The sequence below is a fragment of the Desulfuromonas sp. KJ2020 genome (assembly GCF_024197615.1).
In the GTDB taxonomy this organism is placed as follows: domain Bacteria; phylum Desulfobacterota; class Desulfuromonadia; order Desulfuromonadales; family SZUA-540; genus SZUA-540.
This window is the reverse complement of the sequence record NZ_JAKUKE010000001.1, coordinates 429,552-456,270: the sequence shown is the minus strand read 5'-3', so window position 1 is coordinate 456,270 and position 26,719 is coordinate 429,552. Positions and strand designations below refer to the sequence as shown.

Below are 26,719 nucleotides of genomic sequence, written 5' to 3'. Positions count from 1 at the left end.
CTGTCGTATCCCATAGGTATTTAGCTATAAAATTGAAATATAGTCAATAGCCAATATCGGGGGAAAATAGGCTAAGGGCTATAGATACAAAACATAGTCTTTGGCCTATATGGTGGCGACGAAGAGGTATGGCGAGAAGGGCAGGCAATCGCCCCCTCTGAGGGGGCGATTGCCCATAGAATAGCTGTCAAAGGCTGTAGGCCCTTGTTGTTTTGGTGCAAGCAGAACTTCGGAATGACTTCACGGCTATGGCGTTTTCAGTAGTTCTTGAAAATAAAGCGCGTCTTCTCCGCGCAGGTTTTCCATCAGTCCGATCAGACCGTCGGTGAGGTAGCGGGCCTTATAGCCCTGGGTGCGCAGGTAGACCATGGCGATGATGGCCCGGTCCTTATGGGGGCAGGCGGCGACAATAATCTTGTCTTTGGGCAGTTCGGCCAACCGTTTTGGCAATTCGCTCAGGGGAATCTTCAAACCGAAGTTGACACCCCAGGTCTGCTGTTCTTCCTTGAAGCGGATATCGACCAGTACGGCCTTGCCATCCTCGACCCAGTCGATCACCTGCCTGCTGGTTGCCTTCATGTCCTTGCGGGATTCATAGGTGTAGTTAAGAAGATAATCCTCAAGCGAGATGGTCTCGGCCGCCAGCGTTGTGGTGGTGAATAGAAGAGTCGCACCGAGGAGCATCAGGGTGTACCTTGTCCAGGTTTTCATGTTTCTCCCTCCAGTTAAAAGGGGGCGCTGTAGATGAGCCACAGGCCGCCCGCTATCACGAGAATACCGCAAATCTTTTTAAGGATGACCGCCCCTTTGGATTTTTCGTTCCAGTCCAGGTAACGCTGGATAATTTCGGTGAAGGTGCCCGCCAGCACGATCACGGCACAGTGACCGATGCCGTAGGCGAGCAGGAGCGATGTTCCGTATAGCATGTTGTCGGCGGCCAGGCCGAAGGCGACGCCGAGCATCGGGGCCATGTAGGCAAAGGTGCAGGGTCCGAGGGCGATACCGAAAATGAGACCGAGCAGGAACGCCGCCAGCATCCCTTTGCGCGCCATCCCGACCTGGCCGGGTCCCGACCAGGGCATGGGGATAAAGTCGAGCAGGTGCAGTCCGACCAGGATAAAGATGCCGGCGACGAACCAGTTGGCCCAGGGTCCAAGATCGCCCATCATGCGTCCAGCGGAGGCGGTGATGACTCCGATCAAGGCGATGGTGAGCAGGATGCCGAAAGCGAACAGGGTGGAGATGAGAAAAGCCCTCTTCGTGGTCATCCTTCCCTGGCCGTCGATAAAGCCGACAATCAGGGGAATGCTGGCCAGATGGCAGGGGGAAAGAACGACACTGAGAACGCCCCAGACCAGCGCGGCCGCAAGGGCGAGCAGCGGCGAGCCGGTGACCGCTTGATTAAGGGCGACAAAGAGGGATTCCATCGCTAAAGTCCTTTGCCTGGAAATGAAGCCTCAGGATCGACCACGGGAACGATTTTAGAAATTGTAGCCGAGTTGTTTCCAGGTAGCGAGGATGTCTTCCTTGCCGATAAAGCCCTGATGCCGGTGAAGTTCCTTGCCGTCGGGACCGTAAAAAATCTGCGTGGGGATGAGCTGAACCCCGTAGCGGGTGGCCTCCTCCCGGTTCTTCCAGACGTCGATGAACACCACGTCCATCCGACCGGCATACTCCTTTTCCAGCTCATCCAGAATCGGCGCCATCATTTTGCAGGGAATGCATTTGTCGGCGCCCAGATCAACGAGGCGCGGCACACCGGTCGCCACCCCGGGGGCAGGGGCTGTATCCGGTCGGGATCCGGCGGAATCAGCCTTGTTGCAAGCGGTTAGGCTCAGGACAAAAAAGACTGTGAAAGCCGCGACAAAAAGGGTGCGGATGGACATCGGTAAACCTCCCGGCAGGTTGATGGTGCGAAGATATCAGGCTTGCAGGAGTTTCATGATCTGCTCGGGCTTGAGTACCTTGCCCTGAGAAACGACTTTGCCGTCGATGGCGAGACCTGGCGTGGTCATGCAGCCGAAGGTCATGATCTCGTTGATGGTCGTGACCTTTTCAAACTCGACTTCTTCGCCCAGAGTCTGCGCGGCTTCTTTGGCGTTGGCGGCCAATTCGTTGCATTTGGCACAGCCGGTGCCGAGAATCTGGATTTTTTTCATTGTTTGTCTCCTTTTTGATAGGGGCAGATCGCGTGGTGCCTGTGGAACTAAAAGATGGCGCCGTAAAGCAGGCCAGAAATGGTGGCCATGGTGATGACCAGACTAACGAAAACCACGGTTTTTTTCGTACCCATGACGCTGCGAATGACGAGCATGTTCGGCAGCGAGAGCGCCGGGCCGGCCAGCAGCAGGGCGAGAGCCGGCCCTTTGCCCATGCCGGCGCCGATCAAACCCTGCAGAATGGGGACTTCCGTCAGGGTGGCGAAATACATGAAGGCGCCGACCACAGAGGCAAAGAGGTTTGCCCAGAGCGAGTTGCCCCCCACCAGACTGGCAATCCAGCCAGAAGGAATAAGGCCCTCATGGTCAGGGCGACCGAGCAGGGCGCCGGCCACCAGCACGCCCCAGAAAAGCAGAGGTAAAATCTTCTTGGCAAAATCCCAACTGGTAGAGAACCACTCCTGGAGTTCGCCCTCTTCATCCTTGCCGTTAGCGGTGAGGACGGAGAGGCCGAGGAAACCGGCGACAAAAGCGAGGATCGGCTGCTCTGGAAAGGCAAGGGCCAGGACAACGACGGGCAAGGCGGCCATAAGCATCCGCACCGGGCTCACATGAAACCAAGCTACCAAAATAGCTGCAAGGGCTAGGCTGAACAAGGAGGTGATGATCCATTTGCCTTCATAAAGGGCCTGCCACAGGCCGACGGGGTCGGCGGGCTTCCCCCAGTTGGCGAAGACGAGAATGCCGACCATGCTGGCGAAGTAGAGGCCGTTCTGCCAGAGGGGGCGCGCCACTTCGGGCTCGGGCATGGCGGCGGCCGCGTCAATTTTGGCCAGCTCTTCCTTGCGGAAAATGAGGTGCATGAGAAGGCCGATGACAATGGCGAAGGTCACGGCGCCCACGGCACGGGCCAGGCCCATTTCAGGGCCGAGCACAGCCCCGGTCAGCACAATGGCCAGGATATTGATGGCCGGGCCGGAATAGAGAAAGGCGCTGGCCGGACCGAGTCCCGCCCCCATGCGGTAGATGCCGGCGAAGAGAGGCAAGATGGTGCAGGAACAGACCGCCAGGATGGTGCCAGAAACGGAGGCGACGCCGTAGGCCAGGGGTTTGTTGGCTTTGGGACCGAGATATTTCATCACCGCCGCCTGGCTGACGAAGACGCCAACGGCACCGGCAATGAAAAAGGCCGGGACCAGGCAGAGAAGAACGTGTTCCTGGGCATACCATTTAACCAGATGCAACGATTCCCACAGGGCGTTCTCAACCCGGCGACTGGCCTGCAGCCAGTCCACCGGCAGCCAGTAGCAGGCGGCAAAGACCGCGACGATGGCGGCCAGGGGCTTCCATTCCTGTTTCCAGTTCATGAGGCATCTCGCAAGGGAAGGTAGTTGTGCGGCCGAAAACTGCCGGCCGGAAAATCAAAACGTGACATTGCCAGCGAAGTACCGACGTTGGAACCAGAACGCGACATGAACCAGGCCAATCATCACCGGTACCTCCACCAGGGGCCCAATGACGGCGGCAAAGGCGGCCCCGGAATTGAGACCAAAGACGGCGATGGCTACGGCGATGGCGAGCTCAAAGTTGTTGCTGGCGGCGGTAAAGGCCAGAGTCGTCGTGCGGCTGTAGTCGGCTCCCACCTTTTTGCCCATCAAGAAGGAGACCAGAAACATGAGCACGAAATAGATGAGCAAGGGAATGGCGATACGCACTACGTCGAGCGGAATCTGCACGATGAGATCCCCCTTCAGGCTGAACATCACCACAATGGTAAACAGCAGGGCGATCAGGGTGATGGGGCTGATGCGCGGCACCACCTCGGCATGATAGCGCTCGCGACCCATGATTTTGACCCCGATCAGGCGGGTCAGAGCCCCGGCCAGGAAAGGGATGCCGAGGTAGATAAAAACGCTTTCGGCGATTTCCCCGATGGTGATGTCGATGGCTGCCCCTTCGAGCCCAAAGAAGGGTGGCAGGACGGTGATGAAGAACCAGGCGTAGACGCTGAAGAAGAGGACCTGAAAAACGCTGTTGAAGGCGACCAGCCCGGCGGCGTACTCACTGTTGCCGTCGGCCAGTTCGTTCCAGACGATAACCATGGCAATGCAGCGGGCCAGCCCGATGAGGATAAGGCCGACCATATATTCGGGGTAGCCCTGCAAAAAGACGATGGCGAGGATGAACATGAGAATGGGGCCGATCACCCAGTTCTGGATAAGGGAAAGCCCGAGAATCTTCTTGTTGCGGAAGACATCAGGCATCTCTTCGTAGCGCACCTTGGCAAAGGGCGGGTACATCATCAGAATCAGGCCGGCGGCAATGGGGATATTGGTGGTGCCGACGGTGAAGATATTGACGAAATCCTTGACGCCGGGGATCAGCCAGCCGGCGCCAACCCCCACCGCCATGGCCACGAAAATCCACAGGGTGAGGTAACGATCAAGAAAAGAGAGTCGTTTCGAGAGAGTTGCAGACATAAAATAAATCCCTGTAGGGGCGCCATTCATGGCGCCCTGGTTTTTTATTGCGCCCTGTGCCGACTGATGATGACGATGCGTAGGGGGCGCAACAAGCGGGCGTGATAAATCACGCCCCTACGGCAATTCCCTGGCGAAAAATTTCTGCATGGCCTGGCGGATCTCATCCCGGACCCGGCGATACTCGGGGAGAACGTCCTCTTCGCTGCCGGGGAGACGGGAAGGATCTTCGAAGCCTATGTGCAGCCGCTCAACGCCGCCGAAAAAGAGGGGGCACTTCTCGTTGGCATCGCCGCACAGGGTGATGACGTAGTCGAAAGATTCCGCGGCGAATTGATCCAGCGTCTTGGAAGAGTGGCTGGAGAGGTCGATGCCGATCTCCGTCATGACCTTGGCGGCCAGCGGATTGACCCGGGTCGCTTCGGTGCCGGCGGAAAAAGCCTCAATGCGGTCACCAAGATCGTGATTGACCAGCCCTTCGGCCATCTGCGAACGACAGGAATTGTGGGTGCAGAGAAAGAGCACTTTTTTTTTCACGGGGATTTCCCTTTCGTAAAATAAACGGTCCGCTCATGCCGTAAATCCGCATGAGCGGATATTTGGTGCCAAAAAAATCAGGCGCATCCTGTATTTTTCTTCGCCAGAAAGTCCTGTAGGGCGACCTGATCCTCTTGTCCTTGCGAGGTGAGGGCAAGCTTTTCCAGTTGCTCCAGCAGAAACCGGTCCGAGACCGTCAACCGGTAAACCATCCACACCCCCTGACGACGGTCATCCACCAGGGCCGCATTGCGCAAGGTGGCCAGATGGCGGGAGACCGTCGACTGGGGCAGTTCGAGGACGGCCATCAGGTCGCAGACGCACAGTTCGCCTGTCGCCAGCAGGGCAAGAATGCGCAGGCGGGTTTCGTCGGAAAGGGCTTTGAATCGTTTCGCTGTCTGTTTCATGGGGAGAATGTATCCGCCTATGCGGATAAGGTCAAGTGGTTTTATGATACTCCCAAGGTTCGCTATCTAAAAAAGCGTTGTCATCATGCAAAAGGCACGTCTTTTGAAAGGTTACAGGCAGACGGTGTCAAAAAAGGCCTATAGCGGGTTATCAACAGCTCTTCTGACACCACAGTGATTAAAGGATCAGCACCTGCTGGCTGTTTTTTTATCGCATGGGAGCGTTCTGTGCCTTTTTCGTCCGCCGCCATCAATCGGTGCAATTTGCCTCCCTGGGTGATCGCCTCCCCGGCCTTCAATAGCCATCCGCAGCGGCTGGAGATTCAGGGAGTGCGAGCGGCGCACCGACTGCTCTTTGACCAGTTGGCTTGTCTGGAAACCCGTGAAAAGCGCGGCCTGCAGTTTCATGACTACATGGATGTCAGCTTTCAGCTGCATCAATGGGAGCAGCAGGCGACGGAAAGAGGCCGTAAGAGCCTGAAAAACAGCTACCTACGTTTTTTGCGGGGATGGATGTTCGACGCCAACTCCATCGAGGGCGCCGTTCTCAAAGGCTGGGTGGAGAGTCGCATCGGTCTGCCTCCCACGTATCACAAGGGGCCGATCGAGGATATCCATGGCGAGGCCTATTTCCGCTACCTGACCGAACGCATGAAGGGGTCGGCGCGCACCAGCGCTCTGTTGCTGCAGCTCGACCTGCTCTATGAGTTCGGCCAATATGAACTGGAGAGAGAAAAAGGCGGGCTGGGGCACTGCACCCTCTTTCGCGGCGTGCAGGATTTTTCGGAGCAGCGCATTCTCAAACCCCTGGGCAAGAACCGGCATTTGATCCGGTTGAACAACCTGACCTCTTTCACTACCGATTTTGAGCGGGCCTGGGAGTTCGGTACACGGGTCATGCAGGTCGAGGTGCCGACGCCCAAAATCTTTTTTCGGTGTGATCTGCTTCCGAGGGCACTGCTTAAGGGCGAAGAAGAAGTGCTGGTCATCGGCGGGGACTTTGAGATCAAGATTCTTACCGGCGGCTGAACAGGGGAGCGCATGACCGAACAGAGCAGCCGTGCCAGGGAGGTGATCCTGGAGAGGGCCAGAGGGGCTTTTCTGGGGGTGGCCATTGGTGACGCCCTGGGCGCCACCACCGAGTTCATGACACCGGCGGAGATCGCCCACCGATACGGGGTGCACCGTAAGATTATTGGCGGTGGCTGGCTCGGCCTCAAGGCGGGGCAGGTGACGGACGATACGGAGATGTCCCTGCGCATCGCCCGGGCCATCGAAGAAGCAGGGACCTGGGACCTGACGGGAATTGCCGACCAATTCGTCGCCTGGATGCGCGGCAAGCCGGTGGACATCGGCGCCACGGTGCGCAAGGGGATCCGGGACTATATGCTCAACGGCACCATTCAGCGACCGCAGAATGATTGGGATGCGGGTAACGGGGCGGTGATGAGAATGGCTCCGGTCGCGCTCTACACCCTGGGTGACGAGGACCTGTTTAGGCGCTGCACCCTGGAGCAGGCCCATCTGACGCACCACCACCCGCTGTCTGACGCGGCCTGTCTGACTGCCGGACAGATGGTACAGAAGGCCTTGCTCGGGGCCGACCGTTTTGAGCTGCACGGAGAAACCCAGCAGCTCTGCAGCGAGTTCCCCACCTTCCGTTTCAGCACCTACCGAGGGCGCGCCAGCGGCTATGTGGTGGAGACGATGCAGACGGTGTTCCACTATCTCTTCACCACCGCCACCTTTGAGGACTGCCTGATCGGCGTGGTCAACCAGGGAGGGGATGCCGACACCACGGGAGCAATCGCGGGTATGATCGCCGGCGCCTTTTACGGGCCCGCCTCGATTCCCGCCAGGTGGCTTAAACAGCTCGATCGTACCACCCGTATGGAGGTGGAAGAGAAGGCCAAAAAACTCACGCTGCTCTCCCCTCTGGCGCAGCAGGGATTTTAGTTCGTACCCCTGGTTCCCTCGAAAAATCGTCCGGTCAAGGCCAATGGAGATACAGGCAATGGCGCCTGCAGAGACCTTTGTGGTTTCGTGCAGGCTTTTTTTTTAGCACCTGACAAGGAGATAACCCATGACCGAAACATCCTGTCCGTCTTCCCGGCTGACTGTAGCTCAAGCCGCCCGGGAACTGAACACCACCCCGGTGCGTATCCTGATGATGCTCAAGCAGAACCTGCTTTCCGGGCAGGAAATCGACGGCGTCTGGCAGGTGACGCGCGAAAGCATCGCTGCCTGCCTTGGTGACCCTGACCGGCTCACCCCAAAAATTGTCCCGCATTGCAAGAAATCCGGTTGCTCCGGTTGCGGATCCTGACCACAAGGAGGACCTCCCATGGGCGTTATGATCAAACCCTCGGACCTGAAGTATCGCTATCCCCGTAAAAAGGCAACCCGGGAGCAACCCAAGTTCTCCGGCAAACCAGATCCTCGGCCCTTTGACCGCTATGATCTGTACGAAGTACTCCCCATGTTCACGGCGGTGATGGATGCCCTGCAGTCGGATGACGGGCTGGTGCTCGAGCATCTTGAGGATATTCTCAACAACGACATCCCCGCTTTTATCTCCACTCGCGAGGAGGTCTACGATGCCCTCTACGAAACCATGCGTCACATTCTCAGGGGGTAAGCGGCATGCAGGAGATCGAAGGGGAGCTCTGGGATTATTTCGGCCACGGCGTGATCGCCATCACCACCGGCGGGCTCGTTACCCCCAAAGGGGAGTGCGCCATGCCGAGGGGCTGCGCCCGTGAAGCCCGGGATCGCTTCCCGGGTCTGGCGGCAACGCTGGGGTGTCTTATTGGCCACAACGGAAACCGGGTTTTCGCGCTGACGGGGGGATTGGTAAGCTTTCCGGTGGAGAACAGCCCTTACGAGGTTCCCGACCTCCGGATCATTGAGTGTTCCTGCCAGCAGCTCAGGGACTTGGCCGATGGCCGGGGGTGGCCGCGTATCATCGTGCCGCGGCCTGGTTGTGGAGGTGGCGGATTGTCGTGGAAGGAGGTCAGACCCCTCCTCGCACGTTATTTCGATGATCGTTTCTGGATCATCAGCCGAAAGGAGACATGATGAAAAGAGCCCGCAGCGGCGACCGGGTGGCCATTCACTACATCGGCACCCTCGATAACGGCCGCATTTTCGACAGCACCACTGACCGTGAACCCCTGTCCTTCGTTCTGGGCGCCGGCGAGGTCTTTGCCGCTCTGGAAGAGGCGGTGGTAGGAATGGCCGCCGGCGAGGTGAAGAATCTGCTTATCCCCGCCGAGAAGGCCTACGGGCCCCATCGCAAGGAGAATCTGCTGACCTTAAGCGAGAATCAGCTCCCCGTCGGGTCTCAGCCCAAGCCTGGGCAGCAGGTGGAACTCACCCTGAAAAACGGGGACCTGCTGCCCATGCGTGTGATACGGGTGCAGGAAGGCTGCATCACTCTGGATGGCAACCACCCTCTGGCCGGTCTCGATCTGACCTTTGCTCTAAAGGTGGATTCCATTTCCAGAGAGAAGAGCTGACGAGCCTCCCTGCCCCCAAAATCGCTACTTGACGTGCTCTTCCGGATAGGCGTCAATGCGGTGAATGGAGAGGTCAGCGCCACGGAACTCCTCCTCTTCCTTGAGGCGGATGCCGAAAATTTTCTTGAGGGCCCCGTAGACCAAGGTACCCATGGCGACCGCCCAGAAAATGGCCAGTACACTGCCCGCCACCTGGGACAGGAAGCTGACGCCTCCCAGGCCGCCCAGCAGGGGGTAGCCGAAAATGCCGGCGGCAATGCCTCCCCAGGTGCCGATGATGCCGTGCAGCGGCCAGACTCCGAGCACGTCGTCGATCTTCAGTTTTTCCTGTTCCCACTGGAACCCGTAAACAAAAATCAGGGCGCCGATGCCGCCGACCACGAAGGCGGCGATCGGATGAAGAATGTCCGATCCGGCACAGATGGCAATCAGGCCGGCCAGCGCGCCATTGTGGGCGAAGCCGGGGTCATTGCGACCGGCGACCAGGGCGAAGAGGACGCCGCCAACCATGGCCATCAGCGAGTTCAGGGCGACCAGCCCCGATATGCCGGTCAGGGATTGGGCGCTCATGACGTTGAAGCCGAACCAGCCGACAGCCAAAATCCAGCTGCCCAGCGCGAGAAAGGGAATGTTGCTGATCGGAATGGCCCGGCTCTGTCCTTTGACAAAGCGTCCCTTGCGGGCGCCAAGGATGATGATAGCGGGCAGGGCCAGCCACCCTCCCATGGAATGAACCACCACGCTGCCGGCAAAATCATGAAAAGGGGCGCCCAGATTCTGCTCGAAAAAAGCCCGAAGACCAGAGCTGTTCTGCCCCCAGATCAGCGACTCGAACAGGGGATAGATCACCGCGGCAAAAACGGCTCCGGCCGCTACCTGCGGCCAGAACTTGGCCCGCTCGGCAATGCCGCCGGAAATGATAGCGGGTATGCAGGCGGCGAAGCAGAGGAGAAAAAAGAATCGTACCAGTTGATAGCCCTGATCCGCGGCGAGCAAATCCGCGGCCGGGTGGAAGAAATGAATGCCATAGGCGATGGGAAAGCCGACGGCAAAATAGACTACCGTTGATACTGACCAGTCGGTAAGAATCTTGACGAAGGCATTGACCTGGCTTTTCCGCCGGACGGTGCCGACTTCGAGAAAAGCAAATCCGGCGTGCATGGCAAAGACCATGACCGCCCCGAGCATGAGAAAGAGTACGTCCCCGCTATGAACCAGGGATTCGACCGCCATGTCCATCTTAAAACCTCCTTGTTTTAGGGGCCGGAGCGCCATTGATTCCGGACGATTCCCCTATTTCAAGCTTCATGCCGCCGGGCATTGACGTAAAAACGGGGACTTATAGGGGAAGGCAGCGGGGCCGGGGGTGTTTTTTTGGGCAGGATAGCTTGTTTTTTAAGCACGTAGCCCCTGCGACGAGGGCCGTCGCGCAGGACAATTGGCGGTCGCGGGAGGGTGGTGAAAGTTGGACTATGGCTCGCAACGAAGCGGTTCAGAAGGGATCAGCCACCCGAAGTGAGGGACACCGATGCACAACTGGCATGGCTTCTGCAAACAGGAAGACAAAACCAAAAATTTTTTCCGAGACACAAAGCAGTGACTCAGGTAAAGCAGGCAACGGCGCCCGGCGGGATATCCCCTCAGGGCGTTTTATTTTTGATGCAAGAACTGGTTGGCGGTCCCATGACGGAGCCGCCGGGCAACGGCGCCCCATCCGGACTTTCCAGATGGGGCGTTGTCATTTTAGCAGCCTGCCGCAAGGCAGATTTGGACACATCAACGGGGATGCCGCCCTGGATCTGTCGCTGGCAGACCGCACAAACAATAACGGAAAAGAGAGGACATCATCATGGCAGAAAAAAAGCTACGTCAGATCGCAATCTATGGCAAAGGCGGCATCGGCAAATCCACCACGACTCAGAATACCGTGGCCGGACTCGCCTCCCTTGGCAAAAAGGTCCTGATCATCGGCTGCGACCCTAAAGCCGACTCGACCCGCCTGATTCTGCATGCCAAGGCTCAGGACACCGTTATGGACAAGGTCCGCGAACTCGGCACCGTGGAGGATCTGGAACTGGAAGATGTTTGTAAGCGCGGCTACGGCGACGTCATGTGCGTTGAGTCGGGCGGCCCCGAGCCGGGTGTCGGCTGTGCAGGCCGCGGCGTCATCACCGCCATCAACTTCCTCGAAGAAGAGGGTGCCTACACCCCCGATCTCGACTACGTCTTCTACGACGTCCTCGGTGACGTGGTCTGCGGCGGCTTCGCCATGCCGATCCGTGAGAACAAGGCCCAGGAAATCTACATCGTCGTCTCCGGCGAAATGATGGCCATGTATGCCGCCAACAACATCTGCAAGGGAATCGTCAAGTACGCCTCCTCCGGCAGTGTCCGCCTGGCAGGCCTGATCTGCAACAGCCGCAACACCGACCGCGAGGCCGACCTGATCGAAGCCCTGGCCGCACGTCTCGGCACCCAGATGATCCATTTCGTGCCGCGCGACAATCAGGTCCAGCGCGCTGAACTGCGCCGCATGACCGTCATCGAGTACTCGCCGGAGCACAAACAGGCCCAGGAGTATCGCACTCTGGCCCAGAAGATCGTCGATAACGAGATGTTCGTCGTGCCGACCCCTCTGGAGATGGAGGAGCTCGAAGACCTGCTGCTGGAGTTTGGCATCATGGAGGCGGAGGATGAGTCGGTGGTTGGCAAGGCGGAAAACGCCTGATCGGCAGCGGCCGATTTGCCCCCAGCTCGGCGTTGCCGCCCTGGCCAGCACGCTCGACGTAGCGTTGCTACGCCTCCCCCGCCGTCCAACTCGGCGCCTTGATCTGAGGGCAACTTGCCCGCCGCTAGAGGCGAAGAGTTAGAAGAATATTTCGTTGAAGTAAATAAGGAGACACCCTATGGCTGAGAGAAAGCCCATCAAGGGCGTGACAAAGGAAAAAACCGAAAAACTGATCGCGGAGACTCTGGCCAAAATGCCCGCCAAGGCCGCCAAGAAGCGAGCGCCGCACCTCGGCGCCAATGAGCCAAGTGCCTCCCCCTGCGCGGTCAAGTCGAACAAGAAGGTCGTTCCGGGCGTTATGAGCCAGCGCGGCTGCGCCTACGCCGGTGCCAAGGGCGTGGTCTGGGGACCGATCCGTGACATGGTCCACGTTTCCCATGGCCCAATCGGCTGCGGCGTCTACAGCTGGGGAACCCGGCGCAACCTGATGCAGGGCATCCCGGGCGTCACCTCCTTCCCGATGGACTTTACCTCCGACTTCCAGGAGCGTGACATCGTCTATGGTGGCGACAAGAAACTCGAAACCCTGCTGCGCGAGGCCGATGAACTCTTTCCGCTCAACAAGGGGATGTCGATCCTCTCCGAGTGCCCGGTCGGCCTGATCGGTGACGACATCAACGCCGTCGCCAAAAAAATGGAAATCGAACTCGACAAGCTGGTGGTCCCCTGCAACTGCGAGGGTTTTCGCGGCGTTTCCCAGTCGCTGGGACACCACATCTCCAACGACTCGATCCGTGACCACATCATCGGCAAGTACCAGTACCGGGAGGAGCCCGGACCCTACGACGTGGCCCTGATCGGCGACTACAACATCGGCGGCGACGTCTGGGCGGCCAAGCCCATCCTTGAGGAGATCGGTCTCAACGTCAAGTCGGTCTGGACCGGAGATGGCGAGGTCGAGAAGATCGGCGCCACCCACGCGGTGAAGCTCAACCTGATCCACTGCTACCGCTCCATGAACTATATGTGCAAGGTCATGGAAGAGAAGTGGGGTATCCCCTGGCTCGAGTACAACTTCTTCGGCCCCACCAAGATCGAGGAGAGCCTGCGTGCCATCGCCGAGCGTTTCGACGACAAGATCAAGAAGAATGTCGAAAAAGTGATTAAAAAGTACCGCAAGGAGATGGACGAGGTGATCGCCGAGTACAAGCCACGCCTTGACGGCAAGACCGCCATGCTGTTTGTCGGCGGCCTGCGCCCGCGACACACCATCGGCGCTTACGAGGACCTCGGCATCCAGATCACCGGCGCGGGATACGAGTTCGCCCACCAGGACGACTACGATCGCACCGCTCCGGAGATGGCCAAGGGAACTCTGATCTACGACGACGTCTCCGAGTTCGAGTTGGAGAAGTTCGTCGAAGAGTTCAAGCCCGACCTGGTCGGCAGCGGCATCAAGGAGAAGTACGTGTTCCAGAAAGCGGGCATCCCCTTTCGGCAGATGCACAGCTGGGACTACTCCGGCCCGTATCACGGCTACGAAGGGTTCAAGATCTTCGCCCGCGATATCGACATGGCGATCAACAGCCCGACCTGGGGCCTGGTCAAAAGCCCGTTTTAAACCGTGACGCGATGTAGGGGCGTGATTTATCACGCCCGGTTTCGAAAACACAAAGGGCGCAATGAATTGCGCCCCTACAGTCACCCCGTTATACAGGAGATTTATGCCATGAGCGCAGAAACTGCCATAAAGTTTGTGACCGAGACCCCAGAGTCAGAGATCGACCGGGTCAAGGAATGGATCAATTCGGAAGAGTATAAAGAGAAGAACTTTGCCCGCACCGCCCTGGTAGTCAATCCGGCCCATGCCTGCCAGCCACTCGGCGCCCAGATGGTGGCGACCGGCTTCGAGGGCGCCCTGCCGTTCGTGCACGGCTCCCAGGGCTGTGCTTCCTACTTCCGCAGCACTTTTTCCCGCCACTACCGCGAACCGGCGGCGGCGACCTGTGACGCCATGACCGAGGACGGCGCCGTGTTTGGCGGCCAGAACAACCTGTTTGAGGGCCTGGCGAACGCCTACGCCCTTTACAAGCCGAAGATGATCCCCATCTATACCACCTGCATGCCAGAGGTCATCGGCGACGACCTGACTGCCTTTATCAAGAACGCCAAGCTGCAGGGGCACCTGCCGGAAGAGGTGCCGACCCCCTACGCTAACACCCCGAGCTTCAACGGCACCCACATCCACGGTTACGACGCGATGCTGCTGAGTATTCTGCAGACCCTCACCGAGGGGAAGAGCGTCGAGGGCAAGTGTACCGGCAAACTCAACATCATCCCCGGTTTCGACGGCAACGTCGGCAACCTGCGTGAGTATAAGCGGATCTGCGAGCTGATGGGGATCCCTTACACCATGCTCGCCGATGTCTCCGATGTCTTCGATTCGGGCTGCGACGGCGAGTACAAGCTCTACCCTGGCGGCACCAAGCTTGAAGATGCCGCCGAGTCGATCAACGGCAAGGCGACCATTTCCTTCCAGAAGTACGCAACGGTCAACACCATGAAATGGATCGAATCCGAGTACACTGGCGAGAAAGCCGTGCTGCCGATGCCCTTCGGCATCAAAAAGACCGACGAGCTGTTGCTCAAGCTGAGCGCCCTGTTTGACAAGCCAATTCCGGAGGTGCTCAAAAAGGAGCGCGCCCTGGCGGTCGATGCCATGACTGACGCCCACCAGTACCTGCATGGCCGAAAGTTCGCCGTGGCTGGTGATCCCGACTATCTGATCGGCATCGTCAGCTTCCTGCTCGAGATGGGCGCCCGCCCCTGGCACGTGCTCTGCTCACGGGCTACCAAAAAGTTCCAGAAGGAGATGGACGCGCTGCTCGCCTCGTCACCGTTCGGCGAAGGCTGCACCTGCTACATCAACAAGGATCTCTGGCACATGCGTTCCCTGCTGGTCACCGATCCGGTCGACGGCATCATCGGCGACACCCACGCCAAGTGGGCGGCACGTGACGCCGGGATTCCCCTCTTCCGTATCGGCTTCCCCATCATCGACCGCGTCAACCTGCACCGCACCCCGGTGATCGGCTACAATGGCGCGATCTGCATGCTGACGATGATCGCCAATAAATTCCTTGAAATCAAAGACGAGACCTGCGAGGACCAGTGGTTCGAGATGATGCGGTAGCCAAAATAGTAAGGGCGCAATTCGTGGCGCCCAGGGCATGATGGATTACGCCCCTACGGGAGAATCCCTATGATTCGCACCAGCAGATTTGTCATCGTCGGTCGACCGGGCCGGGAAGGATTGACTATGAAAGTAGCATTCGCCAGTACCGACAAGGTTTACGTAAATGAACACTTTGGTCGCGCCGAGCAGTTCACCATCTGGGAAGTCGGTCCTGATGCGGCTGAGTTCAGTGGGGTGGTGAAGGTCAAGACCGAAGGCGCTGATGAAGCCGACCGCATCGAAGCGCGCTGTTCAGGGCTTTCAGACTGCGCGTTGGTCTATGTGGCGGAGATCGGCGGGCCCGCTGCGGCCCGGCTCGTTGCCAAAAAAATTCATCCGATCAAAAGCAAAGACCAGGAGGCCATCACCGCGGTCGTGGAAAAACTGCAGGAGGTTCTGCGTGGCAGCCCGCCACCCTGGCTCCAGAAGGCTATGCTCAAGGGCGAGCGTCCCGGGCTGGCTTGAGACCGGATCCATTCAGGAAAACACCATTCCCCAATAAAGGAGATTCACCATGGCATTGCTGACCGGTAAAACCCGGGGGGGCAAGGACTGGACGCCAACCTTCGCCGAAACGATCGACCCCGAAAAATGCATCGGCTGCGGCCGTTGCTTCAAGGCCTGCTCCCGCAAGGTGCTGGGTCCTGAGGACTTTGTGGACGAAGAGACGGACTCTACCCGTATGGTCATGACCATCGTCAATTCCGACAATTGTATCGGCTGTGCCGGTTGCGGCGTCACCTGTCCCAAAAAGTGTTTCACTTTTACGACCATGGACGTTTAGGAATCACTGTACAGGGGTTTTCCCGGGTCTTCCGGACAAGGTGCCGGAAGACCTCACTCCGGTAGAACTCAGGAGGTTGAAATGCGTATTGCGGTAGCATCCAAAAGCGGAACCGAAGTCGACCAACACTTCGGTCACGCGGAAAAATTTCACATTTATGAAATCGGGGAATCCTGTGCTTCACCAACCAAGATCTCCGAGGTGCCGGTGGTCAAGTTCTGCTCCGCGGACCCTGATCATGTCTTCAGTCACAGCCGCATGGCAGGCATCCTGGCCGCGCTGGATGGCTGCGCCCTGATGGTAACGGCACAGATCGGCGATTATCCCCGTCAGGAACTGGAAAAGGCTGGAATCCGCCACCTCAGCGCCTCCGGACCGATCGAGGAGGCCATCTGCTCGGCGTTGCATGCCGACAATCATTGTCATTGTCGTTCATCCGGGTGTTCCAGCTGAGCTTAAAAGGAATAACCCTTGCTGCTGCACAAAAAGCGATCGCTTTTTGTCATTATTGCCTCTGGTATGGGCAGGAAGAACCGAGCTGAGACTCCCTACCCCCTGCTTTAGGCACCCCACAGCTTGGCATGCAATTCGCAACTCTATGGATGAAATCAATTTACAGGTACAAGGACGTACCGGATTTTCTCTCTCGGCAATGAAGCCTCGGGGTATCAACCTCGGGGCTTTTTTATGCTGTGGAATCAGCAAGGGCGCTTACCAACAACAGGGAGCGCTCTTTTTGCGTCCCCAGCCAAGGAGACCCGTTATGGCCAAGCAATGCCCGATGATGAAAGCCAAAGTCCAGTCCGACCACCCCTGCTTCGGCGGTGACCACAGCAAGGCCGGCCGGATTCACCTCCCCGTCGCTCCCGGCTGCAATATCAAGTGTGGATTCTGCGAGCGCAAGTTCGACTGTGCCAATGAAAGCCGCCCCGGTGTCACCAGCAGGGTGCTCACCCCGGCGCAGGGCGTTGAGAGGGTACGCCTGGTCAAGGCCCATATGGAGAAAGCCGGAGGGGCTCAGCTCAAGGTAGTCGGCATTGCCGGCCCTGGCGATCCGCTGGCCAATCCCAAGACCTTTGAAACGTTCACACTGGTACGGGAAGCCTTCCCCGAGATGACCCTGTGCCTGTCAACCAACGGTCTGCGCCTGCCCGAGATGCTGGATAAGCTCCTTGAGGTCGACATCCACAGTCTAACCGTCACCATCAATGCCCTGACCCCTGAAACCGGCGCCAAGGTGTATGAATGGATCCGGATCGACGGTCAGCGCCTCAGCGGCGAAGAGGCCGCGAAAATCCTCCTCAAGCAGCAGTTCAAGGGGGTGGAGATGGCGGCCAGGGCCGGGCTGATGGTCAAGATCAACCACGTGTACATCCCGGGCGTCAATGACCACGAAACCCTGGAGCTGGCCGTCAAGGTGAGGGAGCTTGGGGCAAGCATGATGAACATTCTTCCCGTGATTCCCATCGGGCTCTTCCGGGAAATCGAGCCCCCTTCGGAAGCGGTTATGGAGATGGTCCGCAACCAGGCCGAGCTGATCCTCTCCCAGGCCCGCCACTGCAAGCAGTGCCGCGCCGATGCCGCCGGGGTGGTAGGACGGGACATCAATCTGGAAGCCCTGCACGCCCAAGTTGTTTGAAGGAGGTGATGATGAGAACTCTCATGCTGGTCTGGTTGCTGGGATGGCTCCTGCTTGGCTCCACCGCCATGGCCGCCGAGGTGCGGCTGTCGGTGGCCGCGAGCCTGCGCGAGGTCATGGGGGCATTGACCGAAGAGTACGCATTGGAAGCTGACGCGGTCCGCTTTGCGAGCAATTTTGGCGCTTCCGGTACCCTGGCCCGACAGATCGAGCAGGGAGCCCCCGTTGATCTCTTCGTTTCGGCTAATGGAAAATGGCTCGACTATCTGGGGGAAAAGGGGCTGCTCGACCAGGCTGCCGCTGTTCTGGCCGGTAATCAGCTGGTGGTCATCGGCCGCGCTCCGGCCGCCCTGACCGGACTGGACGATCTTTTGAAGCTGGAGCGCATCGCCCTGGTCAACCCGAAAAGTGGCCCGGCCGGCGAGTATGCCGAGCAGGCCCTCACGACCGCTGGTCTCTATGAGGCCCTGCGAAAGCACCTGGTGCCGGTTAAGGATGTCGGTCAGGCAGTGGTCCTCGCCGAGCGCGGCGAAGTCGACGCGGCCCTGGTCTATCGCACCGACGCCCGTCTCGCTCAAAAGACGCAGATTCTCTATGAAATCCCCGGGGATTTGCATACTCCGGTGAACTATCCCATGGCACTGACCCTGAGCGGACGGGAAAGTGCGGCGGCCGGGGCCTTCTTCAATTTTCTCCAGGGAGAAACAGCCCGACAAATCCTGGCGCGGCATGGCTTCCTGGTGACAGCGAAAGGCCACTGACCGGAGAGGGTCCGATGTTTGAATTGACCGGCAACGATTATCAGGCCATCTGGCTTTCGGCCCAGGTGGCGACCTTGGCGACCCTGCTGGCCCTGCCGGCGGGCTTTGCCGTGGCCGCCGTGCTGGTCTTCACCCGCCTGCCGGGCAAGGCGCTGCTGGAGGGGCTGGTCAATCTGCCGCTGGTGCTGCCGCCGGTAGTCGTCGGTTATCTGCTACTGTTGTTGCTGGGGCAGGACAGTTGGCTTGGCGGGCTGCTCAATACTCTCGGCATCCGGGTTATCTTCACCTGGAAAGCGGCGGTGCTGGCGGCCCTGGTGGTCGGCTTCCCCCTGCTGGTGCGGTCGCTGCGCATCGGCATGGAGAACATCGACAAGGACCTGCTCGCGGCAGCACGGACCCTCGGCGCCCCCTGGCACGATCTGCTTTTCACCATGATTCTGCCCCTCTCCTGGCGCTCGATGCTGGCCGGCGCGACGCTGATGTTCGCACGCGGGCTTGGCGAATTTGGCGCTACCATCATGATCGCCGGCAACATCGCCGGCTCGACCCGGACCATCCCACTGGCCATCTACGACTACACCGCCGTTCCCGGTGGGGATGCTCAGGCCTTGACCCTCTGTCTGGTTGCCATTGCCCTTTCCCTGGTCGTGCTGCTAGGGAACGAACGCCTGGTCGGCCGGCGGCGCGCCGGGAAGGAGAAGTCCTCATGAAACTGGAAGTCGCGCTGGAAAAACGTCTGGGGGATTTTCGCTTTTCGGCCGGCTTTGCCGTGGAAGGTCAGCGCCTCGGCGTCTATGGCAAGTCGGGGAGTGGTAAATCGACCCTGATGGGAATGCTGGCCGGTTTGATTCGCCCCGACGCCGGCCTGATCCGCCTCGACGGGGAAACCCTCTATGACGGGGGGCGCAAGCTGATGGTCCCGCCGGAGCGGCGGCGCCTCGCTGTGGTATTCCAGCACGCTCATCTCTTTCCGCACTTGAACGTGCGCCGCAATCTTCTCTATGGCTATAAACGCATTCCCCGCCGTGACCGCCGTATCTCACCCGAAGCCCTTGGCGAGGTGCTGGGCCTCGGCCCCCTGCTGGAGCGCGACGTCACCACCCTCTCCGGTGGGGAACGGCGGCGGGTCGCGCTGGGGCGGGCGGTACTCTCCTGCCCGCGCCTGATTCTCATGGACGAGCCCCTGACCGGACTTGATGCCGGCAGCAAGTACCAGATCATTCCTTATCTCAAGGCGGTTTTCGATGAATTCGGCATCCCCCTGATCTTTATCAGCCATTCCCTCAACGAAATGCGCCTGATGACCGATGACGTCCTGCTCTTCGACGGTGGACGGCTGCTCTCCCAGTCTTCAGCGGAGGAGTTGGCTCGAAGCCTGATGGGGAGCCGGCAGGCAGGCTACATCAACCTGCTGACCCTGGAACGTCCCCGGCCGGTGGATGATCTCTGGGCTTACGACTGGGGCGGACAACGGCTGATTCTCACCGAGCGTGCCTCCCGGGAATCGGCCCTCTTCCAGTTATCCTCCAAGGATGTCACTCTTTTCAAAGGCCGGCCCGAGGCGAGCAGCGCTCGTAATCTGCTGCCGTGCCGAGTTGGGCGGATTTTCGAGAGCGGCAACCGTATCGGTGTCGAACTGGATTGCGGCGGTCGCCCCCTCGTTTCGCAACTGGTGCGCGAGGCGGTCAGGGAACTGGAAATCAAGGAGGGATCGGAAATTTATGCGATTGTGAAGGCGTCGGCCTTTCGGCCGCTTTATTGACGGCAGACTGCCACCAAACAGTATTGGTGTGTTCCGCTTTTCCCGCTTAACCATGCCCCCGCAGTTTCTCCGCGGTGTTGGCGCACTCGCACAGAAAGTAGGCGCCGCCTTCATACAGCACATCCTGTTTTAGCGGATTGCCTACCTCTTCCCAATTGGGAAATCCTCGCAGCACCAGGGCTTTGTGCAGTCGGTGCGCCAGCGCCTCGCAGTGGCCGTTGCCGACGATGAGGTCGTATTCGTCACACAGGTTCTCGGCATCCTCCAGGTCACCGACCAGCACCCGCCGCCCCTGGATTCTCTCCAACTGGGGCGAAGCCACCGTACTGATGGCGACGGTGACTTTTGCTCCTGCTTCAAGCAGCGAGTGACAGAGACCGGTCAGGTGATCCGGTTCGCCGAGAGCCAGCACGCGGGTCTGACCGAGGGAGAAATGGCCATCGAGCATAGCGTCCTGCAGGCGTCGGCGCCAGCGGACGATAGCTTCGGGCGGACACTCCCGGCCTGTCTCGGCGAGCAGCCAGGCCGCCAGGGCATCAGTTCCCTCCAGTCCACTGAGATGGGAGAAGTGTCGATGACGCATGAAGGGGTTTTTCTTTTGCAACGCCTCCGCGCAGGCCCGCATGGAGTCGCCGACACTCACGACGAGCCCGGCGTCTCCCAGGGTACGAATCTGCTCAACTCCGATGCCGCCGCTTGAGAGAGCTGCCTGCTTTTCTCCCAGATGGCCGTCAAGGGAGGTCGACAGGTCAGGTAGCGCCAGGACGTCGTAGCCGAAAGCGGCGATGAATTCCTTGATCTTTTCCACCTCGATGGGGGTCAGGCTGACGTGGGGGAGCAGCACCACCTTGTCGTCGTCGATGGCTTCGGTCGGCTCGACCAGCTGTTCGATCAGCGCCCGGGTGGCCAGGGCCCAACCGCTCTCCAGCCCGCCTTCGTAGTCGGGGGTGTTGACGTAAACCAGGGGAAAGTCAACCTGGGCGGCGACGGCGCGCAGATCGTCCCCCTTGGTTTCGGTGAGACCGGTGCTGTGCAGGCCGATGAGGCTGGGGCTGACCTTGGCGGTGATATTCTTGACCGATTCGACGATGCTGGTGTCGCCGCCGTCGAGAATCGCGGTAATGTCGGTGACGGCTGTCGTCTGGATGGCGATGGGCTCGCAGAAATGGCGGGTGGTGTAGACCTTGGTGAAGGAGGTGCAGCCCATGGCGCCGTGCATCAGGGGCATGCACCTGTCCACTCCCAGAAAAGCGAGGGTCGCCCCCATCGGCTGCGACAGCTTGAAGGGATTGACCTGCAGCGGTTTGGTGTTTCGATGACTTATTTCTCCCATGGGGCCCTCTTGGCAACGTTTTTAAAGACGGGATTTTCCAGCGCGTTCTTCAGATCTTCGGCCAGATTGAGCAGACCGTTGTAGCCGCCATAGCTCTTTTTCTTCTCCTGGTTGACGTCGGCGAAGGCGATCCCTTTCTTGATGGCGGTGTAAAGACTGCGGCCTCCGGCCAGCAGCAGGTGTGCTCCCCGCTCCTCAATGATCCTGGCCTGCTCCGCGCCCGGATTCATCATCAGCACCCCCTTTTCGCCGAGGACCTCGCGCGCCTTCTCCCGGTCCGCCTCGGTCGCCTTCTTCACTGCGGTGGCCACCACCTCGATGCCCAGATCCTGCAGGGCCGCAGCAATGGACCAGGTTTTGTTTCCTCCGGTGTTGAGCACCGCTTTCTTACCGCGAAACAACGCGCGGTAGGGAGCGAGTTTTTCTTCGAGGGCGGCCTCTTCGCGGACAATAAGTCGTTTGGTTCGTTCAATCAGGTCGGCGTCGCCGAGAGCCTCGGCGATGGCCAGCAGTCCCGCGCTGGTGTCACGCTTGCCATAGAAAGAGAGGGAAATATGGGGGATACCGTACTTCTCTTCCATCTTGCGGGTCAAAGAGATCAGGGACTTGGCGCAGACGATCACGTTGAGCCTGGCCCGATGGGCGCTGCGGATGGCGCGGACCCGCCCGTCGCCACTCAGGGTAGAGAGGATGCGGATGCCCAGCTCGTCGAGCAGGTGCGAGTACTGCCACATGTCGCCGGTGACGTTGTACTCGCCGATCAGGTTGATGTCGAAGGGGGTGGTGAACTCCGGCTCCAGGGTGCCGATCAGGTGCATCAGCGCCGCTTCTCCCCCCAGACGGCTGCCAAGGTTCTTGCTCCCCACGAAACCAGGAGCGTGCACGGGCACCACCGGAAGACCATATTTCTCCGCCGCCTGCCGGCACACCGCGTCGATATCGTCGCCGATGAGGGCTGTGACGCAGGTGGCGTACACGAAAATCGCTTCGGGGGAGTAGTGTTGCAGGATGTAATCGATGGCGTTGAGCAGCTTCTGCTCGCCGCCGAAGACGACGTCCGTGTTGGCGATGTCAGTGGTGAAGCCCATTTGGGTGAAATCCCGCCCGGTATGGCTGGTTTTAGTGGCGCGGGTTTCCCAGGATGCCGCCAGGCAGGTGATCGGCCCATGCACCAGATGGGCGGCATCGGCATAGGGGAAGAGGGAAATCTGGGCCCCTTCGAAAGCACAGCCACCCGTGGTTGCCCCGGGGGTGGGGGCATTGCAGGAGGTCTTTTTGGTTTTGTGGTGGGAACAGGCGCTCTCTTCGAGCAGCTCTTTGATCTTCGGTTTGGTGGCCACAGTCTGATCCTTTCTGAAACAGCGAGTTCAGATTAAAATCAGTCCCGTCGCCTCGTTGAGATGGAACTTTTCTGCCCCGTCAGCCTTGGCGGGCAAGGCGCTTGACAGCGCTATGCTGAAAAACCTCTGCAAGACTTCGGCCAGCCCGGAAGGGCCCCCTACGGCCTGCAATGACCCCCATTCTTAAGGTCGACCCGCTTGATTCAAGGGCACTGGGCGTTTCGGATGCCTCTTTTTTGATCATTTGAGGCCGGGAGATGACCTGTCATCAGGAACCGTTTTCCCCGTGCTGGCCGGCTCAAGGCGTTTTAGGCTCGTATTTGTTTATGGCACAGCCTGTGCTTAAAACTATGGTGAACTCACCCTCCGGCGAGGACGCTGGAAACGGGCAACGACGCCCCGGGACGGCCACAGGCTTCCCGGGGCTTTTTTTGTGGAAGGAGCCGGCCATGACGGTTGAAACGGATATCCAGCACAGAGAGGTCATCATCGACGACACCACGCTGCGCGACGGGGAACAGACCGCCGGGGTGGTTTTCTCGCGGCAGGAGAAAATTCGCATCGCCCGCATGCTGGATGAAATCGGCGTGGGAGAACTGGAGTGCGGCATTCCCGCCATGGGGAAAGAAGAGCAGGCCGACGTGAGAGCCCTGGTCGAGCTTGGTCTTGGCGCCCGCCTGATCACCTGGAACCGTGCCCTGATCAGCGACATCGAGGCCTCATTGGCCACCGGGGTGCAGGCCGTTGATCTGTCCCTGTCCGTATCCGATATCCACATACGGCACAAGCTGGCTAAAAGTCGGGACTGGGTGAAAGAACAGCTGAAGACGGCCCTCGGCTTCGCCAAGGCGCATGGCCTGTATGTGTCCATCGGCGGCGAAGATGCCAGCCGGGCCGACCTTGACTTTGTGGTCGAACTGATGGAGATCGGACGCGCCATGGGGGCGGACCGCTTCCGCTTCTGCGATACGTTGGGTCTTCTCGACCCGTTCTCCACCTACGAGAAGATCCGGTTCCTGCGGGAACGGGTCGACCTTGATCTCGAGATCCATACCCATAACGATCTCGGCATGGCCACCGCCAACGCTCTGGCCGGGATCAGGGCCGGCGCCCGCTTCGTCAACACCACGGTGAATGGGCTTGGCGAACGCGCCGGCAATGCCGCTCTGGAAGAGGTGGTCATGGCTCTTAAGCACGCCAACGGCATCGATCTGCACATGGACACCCGCCGTTTTGTGGAGATCAGTCGGTTTGTCGGGCAGGCCAGCCATCGGCCCGTACCGGAATGGAAGGCCGTGGTCGGTGAGCGGGTCTTCTCCCATGAATCAGGGCTCCACGCCGACGGCGTCATTAAAAATCCCTGCAACTATGAAGGCTTCGATCCGGCTGAGGTGGGACTGTCACGCTACCTGGTCCTCGGCAAGCATTCGGGGAGTCAGGGGCTCGTTCACCGCCTGCAGGAGCTGGGCATCCGTGCCACGCGACAGCAGGCGGACAGTCTGCTGCCCAGTGTTCGTCAACTGAGTCAGCAGCGCAAACGTCCCTTGAGCGACCATGAGCTGCTTTCTCTCTGGCCCTCGTGCCAGGCCGTGGCCTGAAATGGAGATCCGCTCCGCCACCACCACCGATTGGCCGGTTTTTCTGACCCTGGCCAAGGAGGAAGGCTGGCAGGTCCCCCGCCTCGAAATCGACCTGTTTGCCGGTCCCCTGCGCGGCGGCGCCTTCGCCCTGCTCGAGGGTGGCGTCTGCCGAGGCTTCGTCACCACGGCCGCTCATCCTCGCAGCGGCTGGATAGGGAACCTCATTCTGGCCCCGGAAGAAAGAGGCAAGGGCACCGGGGGCAGGCTGTTCGACTTTGCCGTTGGACACCTGGAGCAGAGCGGTTCAGCGTCTATTATCCTGACCGCCTCTGCGCTGGGCCGGCCCCTCTATGAGAAGCGCGGATTCCGCGCCATCGGCACCATCGAGCGCTGGCGGCACGACCCGGAGCCCAGGCGGAATGGCCTTCCGCCCTTTGACCACGATGGTCGCGAGGCGCTGTACCAGCTAGACGCCCTGGCCTGGGAGGAAGCCCGAAGTCCTCTGCTGTCCTTCCTGTCGGCGCGGGGCCAGACTTTTGTTGCCGGCCTCTCCTGTCTCCATGTGCAGGAGGGTGAGGATATGCAGATTCTGGGGCCCTGGTATTCGGCCAGCCGTCGCCTGGAGGAAAACGGCCGGCTCCTGCGGCTGGCTCTGGACGCGGTCCAAGGCGCTGCCCCGCTCTTTACCGATCTTCTGGCCGAAAGTGGCCTGTCGCCGCTGCTCAGCCGGGCCGGTTTTCGTCCTTGCGGGTCAACGGCCCTTATGGTCAAGGGAGAATGCCCCGCTGAATTAGGCCGCCACCTTGTGTCTCTGGCCAGTCTGGGGAGTCTGGGGTAGACTTAGGCATTGTTAATGCATTTGAAAGATTAACGGAAAAGCAATTCCCAAGGAGGTGCCACGCTTATGAAATGTGCTCTGGTCGTTGATGACGAACCGATGCTGCGTCGCCAGGTGGCGGAAATCCTGGCCGACTACGGCTTTGATGAGATTGTCGAGGCGGAAAACGGCAGTCAGGCCCTCGACCTGGCCCGGGTAAAAAATCCCCTCCTCATCGTGATGGACGTGTCCATGCCCGTTATGGATGGCATCACGGCTGCCGAAAGAATAGGCAAGATTCGGTCGATCCCCGTGGTGCTGCTGACGGCCACCGCCGATGTCGCGACGATCGAGCGCGCCCGCCGGGCCGGGGTGATGAATTATGTTCTCAAACCCCTGCGGGCCGAACAGGTCTATGCCGCCGTCGATCTGGCCATTCACCATTTTGTGGAAGTGTCCACCCTGAAGGACGAGGTGCATAAGCTCAAGGAGACCCTGGAGACGCGCAAACAGGTGGACAAGGCCAAAGGCGTACTCATGGCCAAGGGGATGAACGAGGCCGAGGCCTACCGCAAGCTGCAGAAGATCGCCATGGATAAGCGCAAGAGCCTCAAGGAGGTCGCCGAGGCCATCCTGCTGATGGAGGGATGATTCGTAAAAAGGCTCTGCTCACTCGGGCAGCGGGATGAACTCCGTCTCGCCCGGCACCTGGGGAAAGGTACCATCCCGCCAGGCCTGCTTGGTCTTTTCAATGAGCTCCTTGCGGCTGGCGACGAGATTCCACCACATGGTCCGTCGTCCCAGGGGGGTGCCGCCGACGATCACGAAATGACTGTCCTGGTGGGCGGTTACCTCGATACCGGCCGTGCGGTCAAACACGGCCAGATGGTGGCGGGGGACGGTGCAGCCGGCCACAGCAATCTCCCCCTCAATCAGGTAGGCCGCCCGTTCATCGACTCCGTCGGGAAGGGTGAACCGCTCTCCTTTGGACAGCTTCACGTCCAGGTAGAGGGTCGGTGAATGGGTCTTGACCGCCGAGCGGGCGCCGAAGGCTTCGCCGATCAGTATCCGTACCGACTTTCGACCGTCTTCGAGCACCGGCAGGGCCTCTTCGCCATAATGGGTGAAAAAAGGTTCCGTCTCTTCGTCGGCTTCGGGCAGAGCAATCCACAGCTGCAGAAGATGCAGGGTGTGCCCATGCCGGCGCAGCTCTGGCGGGGTTCGCTCCGAATGGGCGATGCCCTTGCCGGCGGTCATCCAGTTGATCTGATGGGGACGGATAGGCTGGACGTGGCCCAGGCTGTCGCGGTGCAGGATCTCGCCCTCAAAGACAGTGGTGATGGTGGCCAGGCCGATATGAGGGTGGGGGCGCACGTCGAGACCCTGGCCGGGTGCAAAAACCGCCGGGCCGAGATGGTCGAAAAAGATAAAAGGGCCGACGGAGCGCAGATCGGCGGTCGGCAGCAGGCGGCGGACCGTGAAACCGCCAAGGTCCTTGTCTTTGGGCTCCAGCAGCAGACGGATAGCGGCGCCGGGGTGTTCAAGGTGTTCTTTGCAGCGGCTCTCTTCAAAAATCAGATCGCTCATGACAAATCCTCCTGATGCGGTAATGGTGGCCAGCTCTGCAAGTTTAGCGCAA

General features: G+C 59.7%; 31 protein-coding genes. 19 read left to right on the top strand and 12 right to left on the bottom strand.

What is annotated here, in order from left to right:
* Nucleotides 1-246 precede the first annotated feature (246 nt).
* From MJO47_RS02075 to MJO47_RS02040, 8 genes are all read right to left on the bottom strand, one after another.
* Nucleotides 247-711, bottom strand: coding sequence for a rhodanese-like domain-containing protein (locus tag MJO47_RS02075; RefSeq protein ID WP_253959460.1), 465 nt, complete (start codon nucleotides 709-711; stop codon nucleotides 247-249).
* A 14-nt stretch (nucleotides 712-725) separates the two neighbouring features.
* Nucleotides 726-1,427, bottom strand: a complete 702-nt coding sequence (locus MJO47_RS02070; protein ID WP_253959459.1) for a cytochrome c biogenesis CcdA family protein — start codon at nucleotides 1,425-1,427, stop codon at nucleotides 726-728.
* 54 nt (nucleotides 1,428-1,481) lie between these two features.
* Entirely contained in the window at nucleotides 1,482-1,886 is a 405-nt protein-coding gene (locus MJO47_RS02065) for a co-chaperone YbbN (RefSeq protein ID WP_253959458.1), read from the bottom strand.
* Nucleotides 1,887-1,922: 36 nt separating this feature from the next.
* Nucleotides 1,923-2,159, bottom strand: a complete 237-nt coding sequence (locus tag MJO47_RS02060) for a thioredoxin family protein (RefSeq protein WP_253959457.1) — start codon at nucleotides 2,157-2,159, stop codon at nucleotides 1,923-1,925.
* A gap of 47 nt (nucleotides 2,160-2,206) precedes the next feature.
* Nucleotides 2,207-3,526 carry a permease gene (locus MJO47_RS02055; protein WP_253959456.1) on the bottom strand — a complete coding sequence of 440 codons (1,320 nt, stop codon included), beginning with the start codon at nucleotides 3,524-3,526 and terminating at the stop codon, nucleotides 2,207-2,209.
* 54 nt (nucleotides 3,527-3,580) lie between these two features.
* Complete coding sequence (gene arsB, locus MJO47_RS02050; RefSeq protein WP_253959455.1) at nucleotides 3,581-4,639, bottom strand: ACR3 family arsenite efflux transporter; 1,059 nt, start codon at nucleotides 4,637-4,639, stop codon at nucleotides 3,581-3,583.
* A 117-nt stretch (nucleotides 4,640-4,756) separates the two neighbouring features.
* The gene (locus MJO47_RS02045; protein WP_253959454.1) at nucleotides 4,757-5,176 is read right to left on the bottom strand and encodes an arsenate reductase ArsC; all 420 of its coding nucleotides are present in this window, start codon (nucleotides 5,174-5,176) and stop codon (nucleotides 4,757-4,759) included.
* A 77-nt stretch (nucleotides 5,177-5,253) separates the two neighbouring features.
* Complete coding sequence (locus tag MJO47_RS02040; RefSeq protein ID WP_253959453.1) at nucleotides 5,254-5,583, bottom strand: metalloregulator ArsR/SmtB family transcription factor; 330 nt, start codon at nucleotides 5,581-5,583, stop codon at nucleotides 5,254-5,256.
* A 228-nt stretch (nucleotides 5,584-5,811) separates the two neighbouring features.
* On the opposite strand from MJO47_RS02040, the gene MJO47_RS02035 reads away from it, so the two are divergent.
* The 6 genes from MJO47_RS02035 (at nucleotide 5,812) to MJO47_RS02010 (ending at nucleotide 9,101) form a co-directional block, all read left to right on the top strand.
* Nucleotides 5,812-6,612, top strand: a complete 801-nt coding sequence (locus tag MJO47_RS02035) for an NAD(+)--dinitrogen-reductase ADP-D-ribosyltransferase (protein ID WP_253959452.1) — start codon at nucleotides 5,812-5,814, stop codon at nucleotides 6,610-6,612.
* Nucleotides 6,613-6,624: 12 nt separating this feature from the next.
* Entirely contained in the window at nucleotides 6,625-7,539 is a 915-nt protein-coding gene (gene draG, locus MJO47_RS02030) for an ADP-ribosyl-[dinitrogen reductase] hydrolase (RefSeq protein WP_253959451.1), read from the top strand.
* A 127-nt stretch (nucleotides 7,540-7,666) separates the two neighbouring features.
* Nucleotides 7,667-7,909: a hypothetical protein gene (locus MJO47_RS02025; RefSeq protein ID WP_253959450.1), complete on the top strand. Its 243-nt coding sequence runs from the start codon at nucleotides 7,667-7,669 to the stop codon at nucleotides 7,907-7,909.
* 18 nt (nucleotides 7,910-7,927) lie between these two features.
* Entirely contained in the window at nucleotides 7,928-8,221 is a 294-nt protein-coding gene (locus MJO47_RS02020) for a hypothetical protein (RefSeq protein ID WP_253959449.1), read from the top strand.
* A 5-nt stretch (nucleotides 8,222-8,226) separates the two neighbouring features.
* A complete protein-coding gene (locus tag MJO47_RS02015) occupies nucleotides 8,227-8,661 on the top strand; it encodes an ADP-ribose-binding protein (RefSeq protein ID WP_253959448.1) in 435 nt (144 codons plus the stop codon).
* Nucleotides 8,661-9,101, top strand: coding sequence for a peptidylprolyl isomerase (locus tag MJO47_RS02010; RefSeq protein ID WP_253959447.1), 441 nt, complete (start codon nucleotides 8,661-8,663; stop codon nucleotides 9,099-9,101). The genes MJO47_RS02015 and MJO47_RS02010 overlap by 1 nt, the downstream gene beginning before the upstream one ends.
* Nucleotides 9,102-9,125: 24 nt before the next feature.
* On the opposite strand, the gene MJO47_RS02005 is transcribed toward MJO47_RS02010, so the two are convergent.
* Entirely contained in the window at nucleotides 9,126-10,340 is a 1,215-nt protein-coding gene (locus tag MJO47_RS02005; RefSeq protein ID WP_253959446.1) for an ammonium transporter, read from the bottom strand.
* A 610-nt stretch (nucleotides 10,341-10,950) separates the two neighbouring features.
* Here MJO47_RS02005 and nifH point away from each other — a divergent pair.
* The 10 genes from nifH to modC all read left to right on the top strand — a co-directional run bounded on the left by nifH (nucleotide 10,951) and on the right by modC (nucleotide 20,010).
* Entirely contained in the window at nucleotides 10,951-11,829 is an 879-nt protein-coding gene (gene nifH, locus MJO47_RS02000) for a nitrogenase iron protein (RefSeq protein WP_253959445.1), read from the top strand.
* A gap of 178 nt (nucleotides 11,830-12,007) precedes the next feature.
* Nucleotides 12,008-13,450 carry a nitrogenase molybdenum-iron protein alpha chain gene (gene nifD / locus MJO47_RS01995; RefSeq protein ID WP_253959444.1) on the top strand — a complete coding sequence of 481 codons (1,443 nt, stop codon included), beginning with the start codon at nucleotides 12,008-12,010 and terminating at the stop codon, nucleotides 13,448-13,450.
* Between the two features lie 108 nt (nucleotides 13,451-13,558).
* Nucleotides 13,559-15,022: a nitrogenase molybdenum-iron protein subunit beta gene (nifK, locus tag MJO47_RS01990; protein WP_253959443.1), complete on the top strand. Its 1,464-nt coding sequence runs from the start codon at nucleotides 13,559-13,561 to the stop codon at nucleotides 15,020-15,022.
* Between the two features lie 69 nt (nucleotides 15,023-15,091).
* Nucleotides 15,092-15,529: a nitrogen fixation protein NifX gene (nifX, locus tag MJO47_RS01985; RefSeq protein ID WP_305882385.1), complete on the top strand. Its 438-nt coding sequence runs from the start codon at nucleotides 15,092-15,094 to the stop codon at nucleotides 15,527-15,529.
* 49 nt (nucleotides 15,530-15,578) lie between these two features.
* Nucleotides 15,579-15,848, top strand: coding sequence for a ferredoxin III, nif-specific (fdxB, locus tag MJO47_RS01980; protein WP_253959442.1), 270 nt, complete (start codon nucleotides 15,579-15,581; stop codon nucleotides 15,846-15,848).
* A gap of 81 nt (nucleotides 15,849-15,929) precedes the next feature.
* Nucleotides 15,930-16,301, top strand: coding sequence for a NifB/NifX family molybdenum-iron cluster-binding protein (locus MJO47_RS01975; RefSeq protein ID WP_253959441.1), 372 nt, complete (start codon nucleotides 15,930-15,932; stop codon nucleotides 16,299-16,301).
* Between the two features lie 310 nt (nucleotides 16,302-16,611).
* Nucleotides 16,612-17,487: a radical SAM protein gene (locus tag MJO47_RS01970; RefSeq protein ID WP_253959440.1), complete on the top strand. Its 876-nt coding sequence runs from the start codon at nucleotides 16,612-16,614 to the stop codon at nucleotides 17,485-17,487.
* Nucleotides 17,488-17,495: 8 nt separating this feature from the next.
* Nucleotides 17,496-18,248 (top strand): molybdate ABC transporter substrate-binding protein, encoded by a 753-nt coding sequence (gene modA, locus MJO47_RS01965; protein ID WP_253959439.1) that lies wholly within the window; start codon nucleotides 17,496-17,498, stop codon nucleotides 18,246-18,248.
* A 14-nt stretch (nucleotides 18,249-18,262) separates the two neighbouring features.
* Nucleotides 18,263-18,958: a molybdate ABC transporter permease subunit gene (gene modB, locus MJO47_RS01960; RefSeq protein ID WP_253959438.1), complete on the top strand. Its 696-nt coding sequence runs from the start codon at nucleotides 18,263-18,265 to the stop codon at nucleotides 18,956-18,958.
* Entirely contained in the window at nucleotides 18,955-20,010 is a 1,056-nt protein-coding gene (gene modC, locus MJO47_RS01955; protein ID WP_253959437.1) for a molybdenum ABC transporter ATP-binding protein, read from the top strand. Before modB ends, modC begins: the two co-directional genes overlap by 4 nt.
* Before the next feature lie 46 nt (nucleotides 20,011-20,056).
* On the opposite strand, the gene nifN is transcribed toward modC, so the two are convergent.
* A complete protein-coding gene (gene nifN, locus MJO47_RS01950) occupies nucleotides 20,057-21,343 on the bottom strand; it encodes a nitrogenase iron-molybdenum cofactor biosynthesis protein NifN (RefSeq protein ID WP_253959436.1) in 1,287 nt (428 codons plus the stop codon).
* Nucleotides 21,331-22,683, bottom strand: coding sequence for a nitrogenase iron-molybdenum cofactor biosynthesis protein NifE (gene nifE / locus MJO47_RS01945; RefSeq protein WP_253959435.1), 1,353 nt, complete (start codon nucleotides 22,681-22,683; stop codon nucleotides 21,331-21,333). The genes nifN and nifE overlap by 13 nt, the downstream gene beginning before the upstream one ends.
* A 449-nt stretch (nucleotides 22,684-23,132) precedes the next feature.
* Here nifE and nifV point away from each other — a divergent pair, with 449 nt between their 5' ends.
* The 3 genes from nifV to MJO47_RS01930 all read left to right on the top strand — a co-directional run bounded on the left by nifV (nucleotide 23,133) and on the right by MJO47_RS01930 (nucleotide 25,731).
* Nucleotides 23,133-24,281, top strand: coding sequence for a homocitrate synthase (nifV, locus tag MJO47_RS01940; protein WP_253959434.1), 1,149 nt, complete (start codon nucleotides 23,133-23,135; stop codon nucleotides 24,279-24,281).
* 1 nt (nucleotide 24,282) lies between these two features.
* Nucleotides 24,283-25,101 (top strand): GNAT family N-acetyltransferase, encoded by an 819-nt coding sequence (locus MJO47_RS01935; protein WP_253959433.1) that lies wholly within the window; start codon nucleotides 24,283-24,285, stop codon nucleotides 25,099-25,101.
* A 66-nt stretch (nucleotides 25,102-25,167) separates the two neighbouring features.
* Nucleotides 25,168-25,731 (top strand): ANTAR domain-containing response regulator, encoded by a 564-nt coding sequence (locus MJO47_RS01930; RefSeq protein WP_155877249.1) that lies wholly within the window; start codon nucleotides 25,168-25,170, stop codon nucleotides 25,729-25,731.
* 18 nt (nucleotides 25,732-25,749) lie between these two features.
* Here MJO47_RS01930 and MJO47_RS01925 read toward each other — a convergent pair whose 3' ends face one another.
* Nucleotides 25,750-26,667: a pirin family protein gene (locus tag MJO47_RS01925; RefSeq protein ID WP_253959432.1), complete on the bottom strand. Its 918-nt coding sequence runs from the start codon at nucleotides 26,665-26,667 to the stop codon at nucleotides 25,750-25,752.
* Between the last annotated feature and the right edge of the window lie 52 nt (nucleotides 26,668-26,719).